The sequence below is a fragment of the Rhizobium sp. 32-5/1 genome, from assembly GCF_029537235.1.
Classification (GTDB): Bacteria; Pseudomonadota; Alphaproteobacteria; order Rhizobiales; family Rhizobiaceae; genus Pararhizobium.
This window is the reverse complement of the sequence record NZ_CP120638.1, coordinates 3241750-3253474: the sequence shown is the minus strand read 5'-3', so window position 1 is coordinate 3253474 and position 11725 is coordinate 3241750. Positions and strand designations below refer to the sequence as shown.

Below are 11725 nucleotides of genomic sequence, written 5' to 3'. Positions count from 1 at the left end.
TTCATTATTGACTATTGGATCATCATCGAACTCGGATCGAAGTTCACAACCACTTCGCTCCACGAGTCGTATTTTTCAGGGGCAAGCCCTTGAAGGGGACGGATTTCAACACGGCACGGCGCGCGCCACCGGCAATCGTCCTGCGTGCAGCCTCGGATCCCCCGGTCGCTTCAACATCCAGATCGCCGATGATATTGCCGTCGCGATCGAGTTGCATGGCGATACGAACCCGAACCTCGCCTGCGTCGGCGATACCCGCAAGAACGGACCAGTTGTTCTGAATCTGGCCGCGCAGCGCGTCCATCTCGCTTTGGGAGAGCGTATTGCCGGTCGTCGTCTTCTTCGTGCCGAGCGACGCTGTTTCTGTCGAACGTTTTGCACCGCCGCCGGAAGGATCGGTTTTGTTCAGAAGAGCGGCCACCTCGTCAGCATTGAAATCGCTTTCATTGGCGGACGTGGCCTTCTTCGTTTCCTTCTTGGCTTCCTCTTTCTTGCGGTCCGGCGTCTTTGCAGTCTGGGCCTGCGGCTCAACCTTGGGCTTGGCCATCGGCGTCGGGATCTTGTCGGGAAGCGCTTCGGCTTCCGGGTTCTCGGCCGGCTGCTCTTCCGCGGGCGTCTCCTCGGGCTGCGACTCCGGCTTGACCTCTTCCTTGGGCGTTGGCAAAGCCGCGACTTCGGTCGCTGGCTCGGATGCCGGCTTTTCCTCGGTCTGTTCCTCTATCTCTTCTTTCACGGGATCAGGCGTCGGCAAGGCCTTTTCGGTCTTTTCCGGAGCGGCGGCCGATTCCGTGTTGGCAGGCTTCGCATCCGGGACCGGCGGCGTCTTCAGATCGACGTCGTTGTCACCGGCATTTTCGGCATTCTCGACCTTGTCGGGACGCTTGGTCGGCGTTGGCGACGACTTCTCCGCCTTCGGCGCTTCCTTCACGCCCTGCTGTGTCTGCGTCAGTTCCTCGACAGGCACCATCTCGACAGGCAGCGCCTCGCTGTCCATAACTTCGAAAGCTTCCGGACTGCCGAGCGACACCAGCGCCCAGGTGAGAACCAGCGCATGCAGAACCGCAGATGTGACGAGACTGGTCTTCATCGCGCGCGCTCTACTGGTCCTTCTTCGGCTGCGTAACGAGGCCGATATTCTTGAAGCCCGAATTCTGGATGCGCGTCATCACGTCGGCGATCACGCCATAGGGCGCCGTCGCATCGCCGCGCACGAAGATGCGCTCGCTGTAGCCAGTGGTGGCAATCGCTTCGAGCTTGGCAACGATCTCTTCAAGCGGGATCGGGGTTTCCTGCAGGAAGACTTCGCCATTGGTCTTGACGGAGAGCGTGATTGGCTGCGTTTCGGAATTCAGCGCCTTGGCCTGGGTTTCCGGCAGGTCGATCGGAACGCCGACCGTCATCATCGGGGCGGCCACCATGAAGATGATCAGGAGAACCAACATGACATCGACGAACGGCGTCACGTTGATCTCGCTCATGATGGCCTTGCCGCCGCGACCCCGCCGGCGACGTCCGCCGCCCGAGCCCTTCGATCCGCCCATTGCCATACCCATGGTACTTACTCCGTATTCGCTGGCGATCCGTGCTTACTGTGCAGCTTGCCGCGGCTGCAGCTTCTCATCGATCTGGCGCGAAAGAATGGCCGAGAACTCATCGGCGAAACCTTCCATGCGAGCCGTCAGCTTGCCCGCATCGGCGGAGAACTTGTTATAGGCGATAACCGCCGGAATAGCGGCGAGCAGGCCGATTGCCGTCGCCAGCAGCGCTTCGGCGATACCCGGCGCAACAACCGCGAGACTGGTCTGTTTCGAACCGGCGATCGCCTGGAAAGAGGTCATGATACCGACGACCGTACCGAACAGGCCGACGAAAGGACCCGCCGAACCGATGGTGGCCAACGATCCGAGGCGTGCTTCCAGCGTCTCTGCTTCGCGCGACAGCGTCACATCCATGGCGCGGTCGATGCGCATCTGCAGGCCGATCGGCGAGCGGGCACCGCGCTCGAAGCTCTTCTTCCATTCGCGCATGGCCGATACGAAAATCGCACCCATGCCTGAGGTCGTGCGATCGGAGAGCGTCCGATAGAGCTCCTCGAGCGACTGCCCCGACCAGAACACCTGTTCGAAGGCGTCGAGCTGGCGGCGAACCTTGCCGAACTTCAGCGTCTTGTCGACGACGATCGCCCAGGTCCACACCGAAGCCCCAATCAGTCCGAGCATGACCAGCTTCACAACGAAGCCCGCCTGCATGAAAAGCGACCAGAGCGAAACATCGCTCGTTGCTGCCAATCCAACCTGTTCCATCGTTCCTAAGTCCCCGAATCCAAACGCCCGGCAAGAGCTTAAGTCATGCTCTTCGCCAGGTGGCTTAAACGTCACTGTTACAAGATTACCCGGCAGCTGCCGCAGACCGCGCACTGGCGTGTCTTAAAGCGTCCTGCCTGCCTTCTTGCGGCCAATCTTGGTCAAAGGATGACGTGCAGCGCACAAAACCCTAATACGTTCATTAAGACATCATTATGGTTAAGAGAGTGTTAGCAAGCGCAGCATCGGGAGTATCCGAGGCCTGTTCCATGCGAAACAGCACGATCCTGAACGCCATGGCATTGTCGGGTCACTGGATGAGACGAACTCATCCGCAACCCGGATCAAAGGATTTACACCATGCGCAAGTTCATCATCTCCGCCATCGTCGCCGCAGTCGCCGCCGTCTCTATCGCCGCTCCCTCGCAGGCCGGTGGTTATGGCTACAAGAGCTACGGTTACTCCAAGAGCTACGGCCACAAGTCCTACGGCTACAAGAAGAGCTATGGCCACAAGCAGTACGGCTACAAGAGCCACAGCTACAAGCCTTACGGCTACAAGAAGCACTACAAGGCCAAGGTCGTCATCAACTACGGCTACGGCTACTGAGCCCATACAACAACGAACTGACCTCCCCAGAGCCCGGTCGCCCCTGCGACCGGGTTTCGGCTTGTCTGGCGGAAGTTGGCGGAACTTTACCCCACCGACTACGTTACCGGCACATGAGCACAATCACACGAAAAAACGCCCCGAAAGCCGAAAAGCCGATGGACCACCGCGATCGACTGATCCTGGCGCTTTATGCGCAATTGAAAGCCGAGCGGGAGACGCGCGACGCAATGGAATGGGCGATTGGAAACGGGGCTCTTTCCACCGAGGTGCTCCAGGCCATGGTATCCGACCCTGTTCCCGTCATCACCGACGACGACGTGGCGGCGCTCGAGCGCCTGTTGGCTGGCGACAGATATGCGAAAACGCTCAAACACTAGCCGGTGATGACAGGGGATAGCTGATGGTATCGCGTGCACTCTGGAAAGGTCAGCTCCGGCTCTCGCTGGTCTCTATTCCCGTTGAGCTTTTCAGCGCCACCAAGACGGGCGCCCGCTTTTCTTTTCGCCAGATCCACGAACCCTCGGGCAAGCCCGTTCATTACGACAAGGTCGTGACCGGCATCGGACCCGTCGATACCGACGACATCGTCAAGGGCTATGAATACGAGGACGGCAAGTATGTCCTGCTCGATCCAGACGAAATCGACGCTGTGAAGCTGGAGACTAAGAAAACCCTCGAACTTGTGCAGTTCGTCGATTCGTCCGAGATATCGCCGATCTACTATGACAAACCCTATTATCTCGTGCCCGCGGATGACCTCGCCGAAGACGCCTACCGCGTAGTGCGCGACGCTCTTCGCAAGGCGGGCAAGATTGGTCTGGGTCAGCTGACTCTTCGCGGTCGCGAATATATCGCTGCGATCAAGCCCTGCGGCGACGGGCTGCTGCTCGAAACGCTGCATTACGCCGACGAGCTGCGCAAGGCCGATCCAATGTTTTCGGGCCTGTCAGGCTGCACGTCCGAAAAGGACCTGCTGGAGGTAGCGACCGCGCTAATCGAGCGCAAGACGGCCCCGTTCGACGCAACCAGTTTCAAGGACAACTATTCGGCCGCGCTCAAGGATCTCGTTCAGAAGAAGCTGAAGGGGAAAAAGACCAAGGTTGCGGTCGAGGAGGACGAGGACGACGCCGATAAGGGCAAGGACAATGTCATCGACCTGATGTCGGCGCTGAAAAAGAGCCTGGAAGGCAGCAGCGGCAAGGGCGCTTCCGCCAAGGCACCCGCCCCGAAGAAATCTGCATCCACGGCCCGAAAGAAAAAACCGCGTGAGGTGAAGTATGGCGACGGCGCAGAATCCTCTTTCCGAATACAACCGCAAGCGCGATTTCACACGGACGTCCGAGCCGAAGGGCTCAGCGCGCAAGAGCAAGGACGGCAAGATTTTCCTCGTCCAGAAGCACGACGCAACCAGGCTCCACTACGACTTTCGCCTGGAGTGGAAAGGCGTTCTGCTGAGTTGGGCCGTCACCCGCGGGCCAAGCGTCAACCCGGATGACAAGCGGCTAGCGGTGCGCACCGAAGACCACCCCTCGCCTATGGCGATTTCGAAGGCACGATCCCGAAGAAACAATATGGCGGCGGCACCGTCATGCTCTGGGACACCGGCTGGTGGGAACCGCTCAACGATCCTCAGGAAGGGTTACGCGAAGGCAAACTAAAATTCACGCTGCATGGCAGCCGCATGGCCGGCGACTGGACGCTGGTGCGGATGAAACCGCGCAACGGCGAAAAGCGCGAGAACTGGCTGCTGATCAAGGAAGACGACGAAGCGGCCGATGAGGACGGTGAAAGCCTGATTTCCAAGAATATCACCAGCGTGAAAACCGGACGCGCGATGGAGGACATTGCTGCCGGAAAGGGCGAGCGACAAGCCCATGTTTGGGAATCAAGCAAAACCGCCGCCGAAAACGTCAAGGCCGGCGCAATTGCCGACGAAAAGCCCTTGCCGCAAAAGGCCGTGAAACACGCCGGAAAAGCCCCAGACTTCGTCAAACCGCAACTGGCGACGCTGGTGTCCGATGCTCCGGAAGGCGATACATGGCTGGCCGAAGCAAAATTTGACGGCTACCGGCTGCAAATTTCCATCGGCAAGGGCGGCGTCACCTGTTTCACCCGTACGGGCCTCGACTGGACGGAGAAATTCCCCGACATCTGCGAGGTCTTTGCCGATCTGGGATGCGACAGCGCCTTGATCGATGGGGAGGCAGTTGCGGCTTCGGAGGAGGGATCGAAATTCTCTGCCTTGCAAAAGGCGCTGAAGACGGGCGGAGAAACCCGCTTCTATGCCTTCGATCTCCTGCATCTCGACGGCAAGGATATACGCCGCAAGCCGTTGACTGAGCGCAAGGAGGCGCTGAAGACGCTTGTGGAAACCCTGCCGGTCAATCAGACTATCCGTTATAGCGAGCATGTCCGCGGCAGTGCCGAAAAGGTTTTCCAGGCCATGTGCAAGGCCGGCCAGGAAGGCATCATCGCCAAGCAGGCGGACGCGCCCTATCGGGAGGAAGAAACACCAACTGGCTGAAGGTGAAATGCACCCGTAGACAGGAATTCGTGATCGGTGGATATTCCCCCTCGGACAAGCGGGGGCGTCCCTTCGCCTCCCTGCTGGTCGGCGCTTTCGAAGATGATAAGTTCGTCTATCAGGGCCGCGTCGGCACCGGCTTCGACGAAGACACCATGGTCGACCTGGCCGGCAGATTTGCAAAACTGAAGCGCAAGACCTCACCTTTTGCTATGGTTCCGGCAGTCATTGCCCGGAATGCGATATGGCTGGCCCCAACGCTGGTAGCCGAGGTGGATTTTGCGGAATTCACCGATGACGGCCATATCCGCCATGGCGCTTTTGAAGGTCTGCGAGAAGACAAGGAGGCTTCGGCGGTGAAACCGGAAACCAGCAAGAAGACGCCCGTTGCGCCAAAGCCGGAGGAGCCGAAAAAACCTGCGGTCAAAAAGAAGACCCCTCGCCGCGAGGCAGAAACCGAGGGCGAAGTGCTTGGTCTGCGCGTAACCCATGCAGATCGCCAGCTGTTTTCCGATCCTGATATCACCAAGATTGATCTGGCCCGCTACTACGGCGTTGTTGCCAGCCGCATGTTGCCCTTTGCCGCAAAACATCCGACCTCGATCCTGCGCTGCCCGCAGGGGCCGGATCATCAATGTTTCTACCAGAAACATGCAGGCGACGGCTTTCCCGACGAAATCCCGCAGGTGCCGATCGAGGAATCCGACGGCGATACTGCAAACTATCTTTACATCAATGATGCCAAAGGCCTCGTGGCGGCGGTCCAGATGGGAACGATCGAGTTCCACGTCTGGGGTTCGACCGTCGACAGGCTGGAGGCGGCTGACCGGCTGGTCTTCGATCTGGATCCGGACCCGAGCGTCACGTTCGAGACCGTGAAAACAGCCGCTATCGCCGTCCGTGATCGGTTGGCGTCGCTTGGGCTGAAATCGGTTGCGATGGTATCTGGCGGCAAGGGCGTCCATGTGATCGTGCCCCTGTCACGCCGCGCCGCATGGGAGGATGCCAAGGTTTTCGCCAAGGGTCTTGCCGTAACGATCGCCGACGAGGACCCGGAGAATTACATCGCCACCATGTCCAAGGCCAAACGCAAGGGTAGGATCTTCATCGACTGGCTGCGCAACGAGCGCGGCTCGACGGCGATCGCGCCCTACTCTGTCCGGGCGCGGGCCGGCGGGCCTGTGGCAACGCCGGTTACCTGGGAAGAACTCGGCGCTATCGACAGGGCAAACGGGTTTCACATTCCAGACATTCTCGATCGGCTGGAGAGAGACGACCCGTGGGAAAAAGCCGGTGACTGGAAACAGGGGCTGACGAAGAAAATGCTAAAGGCGGTTGGCGCCGATGCCTGAGCCTGAGCCTTTACCGAGAAATTTTCTGCCCAGCGCTTCCGGCAGGCGCCTAGGGCGGCCGCTTCCATTGATGACGGCGATGATGACCTTGGCGGCGATGAGAAGCGTACCCTCCCGCCGTACTTCCTGATTGAGCACCATCTTCGCGCCGCCGGCCTTTTCTGTCGCAGTGGTAATGGTCAGCACATCATCCATGCGCGCCGGGCCCTTAAAATCGATCTCCATGCGATGAACGACGAACACCAGCCCTTCCGAATCACCCTCGATCGCCAGCGTCGCCTGCTCCACGCCGAGAAGCCGCAGATAGTCCGTGCGGGCGCGCTCCATGAAATGCAGATAACGGGCGTGATAGACTACACCGGAAAAATCCGTGTCCTCGTAATAGACACGCTGGATCAGCCGATGCCCCGTATCGGTGAGTTCGCCGGAAAGCGCAATCAATGTCATGCCGGTCCTCTATGCGTTTTCTTTTTCCTGTGGCGGAACCAAAGCCGTTTGGCAAGCATCGTCGTCCTGTCACATTCCGGCCTTATCAACTTCCCATCATTTACGGCGGATCAACAGGAGAACCGCACATGAAGATTGCTGTCCTTGGCGGTGATGGTTTCGTTGGCTGGCCCACAGCCCTGCATCTCTCGGATGCCGGCCATGATATCCACATTCTCGACAACCTCTCGCGACGCTGGATCGACACCGAACTCGGCGTCCAGTCGCTGACCCCGATGGACTCGATCCAGGAACGCACCCGCATCTGGCATGCCGAAACCGGCCGCCGCATCCATTTCCATCTGATCGATCTGGCGCGCGACTACGAGCTCCTGAAAAACTGGCTGGCTGAAAACCGCCCGGATGCCATCATCCATTTCGCCGAGCAGCGCGCCGCGCCTATTCGATGAAGAGCGATCGGCACAAGAACTACACCGTCAACAATAACGTCAACGCAACGCACAACCTGCTTAACGCCATGGTCGAGATCGGTCTCGACGCCCATCTGGTGCACTTGGGCACCATGGGGGTCTACGGCTATTCGACGATCGGCGCAGCGATCCCGGAGGGCTACCTCCCCGTCGGCATCGAAACGGTGAGCGGCGAGACGGTGAGCCAGGATATTCTCTATCCGTCCAATCCCGGCTCGATCTATCACATGACCAAATGCCTCGATCAGCTGCTGTTCCAGTTCTACGCCATGAATGATGGCCTGCGGATCACCGACCTGCATCAGGGCATCGTCTGGGGCACCCATACGGAGCAAACGCGCCGGCACACGCAACTGATCAACCGTTTCGACTATGATGGTGACTACGGCACCGTGCTCAACCGCTTCCTGATCCAGGCGGCAATCGGCTATCCGCTGACTGTTCACGGCACCGGCGGCCAGACCCGCGCCTTCATCCACATCCAGGATTCGGTCCGCTGCATCGATCTTGCCCTGAAAAACCCACCGACCCGCGGCGCCAAGGTCGAGATCTTCAACCAGATGACCGAAACGCACCGGGTCCGTGATCTCGCCGAAATGATTGCCGGTATGACAGGCTCCGACATCGCCTGGCTGCCCAACCCGCGCAAGGAAGCCGCCGAAAACGAACTGATCGTGCGCAACGAAAAGTTCCGGGCACTCGGCCTTGATCCGACCACTCTGCAAAATGGCTTGCTCGATGAGATCGTTGAGGTCGCCCGCAAATATGCCTATCGTGTCGATCGAAGCCGGGTTCCGGCAGTGTCCGCCTGGACCAAGGACATCGCCGCAAAGATCAATCACGATCCGGAAGGAAAGCGCCTGAAATCGGTATCATGAGCGTCACGCAACTATCCGAAGGGCTGTTTGCAACACAGCCGGCGCGATCGAGGCACGCCTTCGTGACGCTGGTAACGAATGCCGACTATGCGATGGGGGCAACCGCACTTGCCCGCTCGATCCGCCACACGAACACACCGGCCGATATCGTCGTTCTCCACACGGGCGGCGTATCGGAACAGGCTTTGGAGCCGCTTGCATCGCTCGGCTGCCGGCTGGTTGCAACAGACCTGCTGCCCCTGTCGGACGCCTTCAACCAACGGCATGCGCGCCGCAACGTTCATGAAAATGCGCCGTTTAGCAAAGGCCGCAAGCCGGAGTTTCACTCCCGCTCGACAATTTCTGCAAGCTGCGGCTCTGGCAATTGACCGAATACGAGCGCTGCATCTTCGTCGACGCCGACGCGCTGGTGCTGAAGCCGATCGATCGGTATTTCGCCTATCCGGAATTTTCCGCAGCCCCCAATGTCTATGAAAGCCTTGCGGATTTCCACCGCCTGAACTCCGGCGTCTTCGTCGCCGAACCGTCGCTTGCCACTTACGATGCGATGCTTGAGCGCCTCGATGTACCGGACGCCTTCTGGCCGCGCACCGACCAGACCTTTTTGCAGGCCTTCTTTCCGGATTGGCACGGCCTGCCGGTCACCATGAACATGCTGCAATATGTCTGGTTCAACATGCCAGAACTCTGGGATTGGGCCGTGATCGGCGTGCTGCACTACCAGTATGAAAAACCCTGGGAGAAAGACCACCCGAAGGCTGAGAGGCTGCAGCTGCTGATCGACCTGTGGTATTCCTTTTACGCTGGGGAGACCATCCCGGCTGTTGCCGATCTGCCCAATCCTAGGAAAATCGAACCGGGAAATTTATGACACGCGTTCTCGTTTCAGGCGGTACCGGTCTTGTTGGCAGCTTCATCGTCGAGCATCTGCTGACAAACGGCTATAAGGTGACGGTTGGTGGCCGCACCCCGCCTTCACTGAACGCGTTCTCAAAGCCTGTCTCGTTCGTTCCCTTGCATCTCGATCCGGAAGCCGACCAGATCGAGGCCTTCGACAATATCTACTATTTCGTGCATGCCGCCTTCGACCATCTGCCCGGAAAATACCGCGGCGGCGAAGGCGACGATCCGAAAGGCTTTCAGGCGAAAAACCTCGACGGCACTGTCCGGTTGTTCGAGGCGGCGAAGGACGCAGGCGTTCGCCGTACCTGCTTTCTTTCCAGCCGTGCCGCCTATGGTACGCAACCGTCAGGCACGCTGCTGACGGAAGGCCTGCTTTGCCGGCCCGACACCCTGTACGGTTCCGTCAAGCTGATGGCCGAGCGCTCCCTGCATTCCCTCTGCGGCCACGGTTTCGTGACGGCGAGCCTGCGCGTCACGGGCGTCTATGGCTCCGCCCGACTGGGGCAGCCGCACAAATGGCAAGGATTGTTCGAAGACTACCTCGCCGGCAGACCGGTTGCGCGGCGCGCGGGCACGGAGGTCCATGGCGCTGACGTCGCAAGCGCCGTGCGGTTGATGCTGGACACCGATTCCATCCGGGTCAGCGGCGAGACCTTCAACGTCTCCGATATACTGATCGACAACCGCATGATCCTCGCGCCGCTGAAGGAAAGGACTCACTGTCCCCATCCCCTGCCCGATACCGCCGATGCGACTGACTACAACAAGATGAGCACCTGCAAGATCGGTGCGCTGGGCTGGACGCCCGGAGGCAGGGAGAGGCTCCAGCAAACCCTCCACGACGACCTGGGCCTTCTCGCCTGATCGTCTGCGGAAAACACGCGCAAAAGCTGCATTACCTCTAAAAATTACCAATAGTTGCATTCGCCATTTTATTCTACCGTCCGCTGTCTCGGGCCGTCTTGGCCCTGAGCTTCAAACGCTGCGTTCCCGGAACGCTTCGTCAACACGGGAGAGATGTAGATGCCGATCGACACGCTGGATGCTGCCGCCTGGAAACTGGTGGGCAATCTCGACGCAAACTGGAATGCCAATGGCGGCAGCGATTATGGCTGGGGCACAGTGGCAACCGAACCCCAGACTTTAACCGCAAACGCCGTACTCGCGGTCTACAAGCTGCAGCAGGGCGACCAGAGCCTGACCAAGGATTATTACCTCGTGACCGGCGATGTCTATCACGGCATCCAGGGCTCCCCACAAGCCCCGGCAGCAACTGGGTCTCGGTCGGCTTCTATGCGAACTACATGAAGTTGCGCATCAGTTCTGGATCGCCCGAAACGCGGCTGACGAGCTTTGGCCCCAACAGCACCATCGAGGAGGTGGCCATCAGCTTTTCCGTTGGCGGGGAACTGGGTGTTGAGCGGGAGGAAGGCAAGACGAAAGTCGGCGCTTCCATCAACACCAGCGTCGGGATCAGCTTCACGGCCTCCGAAGTCTCGTTCGCTGCCCGCCCGGCGACCGGCTCCATCGAATGGCACACGAGCCTTCCGCATGTCGGCTGGATCAGCCCGGCGGTGCCGGCCAATCCGGGCAGGACGTCCTATGCCGGCTACATCTGGAACCCGGCGGTGATCTTCGAGGTGCCGCAAGGCAAAGTGCCGGCCCTGAGCGGACAGCTGGAAGTCGATTTTGAATTCAACTGGACGCGCGGCATCCGCAAGCGGTCGTTCACCCCGGTCCTCGACCTCGTCTACCAGCCTGTCGCGGGGAAAATCGGGGCGACCGACAGCGCAGGAACTTTGCCGACCATTCTCGAGACCCTGCACAGACTTGCCAGGGGACCGGAAACCGCCGGCAAGACCGATACGTTTCTGGCCGCCCTGCTCCAGACCGGCCTTGCCGGTGCCTTCGGCGACAGCAATCTTGAACAGTTCGTCATCGCCCCGACCAACACCGCCATCGAAGCCTATTTCGAGGCAAACCCGTCTGTCGCGCTCGCCGCATCCTCCCTTGCCAACCAGCGCTGGCTGACCGACTGGGTCACCGAGCGCGTCATCAGCCTGCCGCCGAAAAGCGCGTGGCAGACGACGCTTGCCAAGATCAAGGCCGCGGCGGTCGGCAATGGCGAATGGTACGATTGCGCCGATGGCACGCTGTTCGTGTCCGACTGCTACGCCCCGGATGCAAAACTTAAGGCCGGCCTCGGCGACATGATCACCGGCGCTACGGGCTGACC

The 11725-nt window shown here is 59.7% G+C and carries 8 protein-coding genes and 5 pseudogenes; 9 read left to right on the top strand and 4 right to left on the bottom strand.

Annotated elements, in window-relative coordinates; all coding sequences use genetic code 11:
• Positions 1 to 11: 11 nt before the first annotated feature.
• The 3 genes and pseudogenes from P6U16_RS16305 to tolQ form a co-directional block, all read right to left on the bottom strand.
• Positions 12 to 1087 (bottom strand): annotated as a pseudogene (locus P6U16_RS16305) (hypothetical protein).
• A gap of 10 nt (positions 1088 to 1097) precedes the next feature.
• Positions 1098 to 1553, bottom strand: a complete 456-nt coding sequence (gene tolR, locus P6U16_RS16300) for a protein TolR (protein ID WP_277701406.1) — start codon at positions 1551 to 1553, stop codon at positions 1098 to 1100.
• 33 nt (positions 1554 to 1586) lie between these two features.
• Positions 1587 to 2303, bottom strand: coding sequence for a protein TolQ (gene tolQ, locus P6U16_RS16295; RefSeq protein WP_277701405.1), 717 nt, complete (start codon positions 2301 to 2303; stop codon positions 1587 to 1589).
• A 360-nt stretch (positions 2304 to 2663) separates the two neighbouring features.
• Here tolQ and P6U16_RS16290 point away from each other — a divergent pair, with 360 nt between their 5' ends.
• The 4 genes and pseudogenes from P6U16_RS16290 to ligD all read left to right on the top strand — a co-directional run bounded on the left by P6U16_RS16290 (position 2664) and on the right by ligD (position 6791).
• Positions 2664 to 2912 (top strand): hypothetical protein, encoded by a 249-nt coding sequence (locus P6U16_RS16290; RefSeq protein ID WP_277701404.1) that lies wholly within the window; start codon positions 2664 to 2666, stop codon positions 2910 to 2912.
• Positions 2913 to 3025: 113 nt separating this feature from the next.
• On the top strand, positions 3026 to 3292 hold the full coding sequence (locus P6U16_RS16285) for a hypothetical protein (RefSeq protein WP_277701403.1): 267 nt from the start codon (positions 3026 to 3028) through the stop codon (positions 3290 to 3292).
• A gap of 23 nt (positions 3293 to 3315) precedes the next feature.
• Positions 3316 to 4173, top strand: a pseudogene (locus P6U16_RS16280) (Ku protein); the annotation flags it as partial.
• 19 nt (positions 4174 to 4192) lie between these two features.
• Positions 4193 to 6791 (top strand): annotated as a pseudogene (gene ligD, locus P6U16_RS16275) (DNA ligase D).
• On the opposite strand, the gene ybgC reads toward ligD, so the two are convergent.
• Positions 6765 to 7238, bottom strand: coding sequence for a tol-pal system-associated acyl-CoA thioesterase (ybgC, locus tag P6U16_RS16270; protein WP_277701402.1), 474 nt, complete (start codon positions 7236 to 7238; stop codon positions 6765 to 6767). The pseudogene ligD and the gene ybgC sit on opposite strands and share 27 nt — an antisense overlap.
• 128 nt (positions 7239 to 7366) lie before the next feature.
• Between ybgC and P6U16_RS16265 the strand changes: the two are divergent.
• From P6U16_RS16265 to P6U16_RS16245, 5 genes and pseudogenes are all read left to right on the top strand, one after another.
• Positions 7367 to 8586, top strand: a pseudogene (locus P6U16_RS16265) (NAD-dependent epimerase/dehydratase family protein).
• Positions 8583 to 9457 (top strand): annotated as a pseudogene (locus tag P6U16_RS16260) (glycosyltransferase). The pseudogenes P6U16_RS16265 and P6U16_RS16260 overlap by 4 nt, the downstream one beginning before the upstream one ends.
• Positions 9454 to 10353, top strand: a complete 900-nt coding sequence (locus P6U16_RS16255) for an NAD(P)-dependent oxidoreductase (RefSeq protein WP_277701401.1) — start codon at positions 9454 to 9456, stop codon at positions 10351 to 10353. Before P6U16_RS16260 ends, P6U16_RS16255 begins: the two are co-directional and overlap by 4 nt.
• A 159-nt stretch (positions 10354 to 10512) precedes the next feature.
• Entirely contained in the window at positions 10513 to 10797 is a 285-nt protein-coding gene (locus P6U16_RS16250) for a hypothetical protein (RefSeq protein ID WP_277701400.1), read from the top strand.
• On the top strand, positions 10794 to 11723 hold the full coding sequence (locus P6U16_RS16245; protein ID WP_277701399.1) for a hypothetical protein: 930 nt from the start codon (positions 10794 to 10796) through the stop codon (positions 11721 to 11723). Before P6U16_RS16250 ends, P6U16_RS16245 begins: the two co-directional genes overlap by 4 nt.
• Positions 11724 to 11725: the final 2 nt, after the last annotated feature.

Excerpts from the sequence above, each read along its gene's own strand:
- P6U16_RS16255 (WP_277701401.1), top strand. The coding sequence starts at position 9,454 with ATGACACGCGTTCTCGTTTCAGGCGGTACCGGTCTTGTTGGCAGCTTC.
- P6U16_RS16290 (WP_277701404.1), top strand. The coding sequence starts at position 2,664 with ATGCGCAAGTTCATCATCTCCGCCATCGTCGCCGCAGTCGCCGCCGTC.
- tolR (WP_277701406.1), bottom strand. The coding sequence starts at position 1,553 with ATGGGTATGGCAATGGGCGGATCGAAGGGCTCGGGCGGCGGACGTCGC.
- P6U16_RS16250 (WP_277701400.1), top strand. The coding sequence starts at position 10,513 with ATGCCGATCGACACGCTGGATGCTGCCGCCTGGAAACTGGTGGGCAAT.
- P6U16_RS16285 (WP_277701403.1), top strand. The coding sequence starts at position 3,026 with ATGAGCACAATCACACGAAAAAACGCCCCGAAAGCCGAAAAGCCGATG.
- P6U16_RS16245 (WP_277701399.1), top strand. The coding sequence starts at position 10,794 with ATGAAGTTGCGCATCAGTTCTGGATCGCCCGAAACGCGGCTGACGAGC.
- tolQ (WP_277701405.1), bottom strand. The coding sequence starts at position 2,303 with ATGGAACAGGTTGGATTGGCAGCAACGAGCGATGTTTCGCTCTGGTCG.
- ybgC (WP_277701402.1), bottom strand. The coding sequence starts at position 7,238 with ATGACATTGATTGCGCTTTCCGGCGAACTCACCGATACGGGGCATCGG.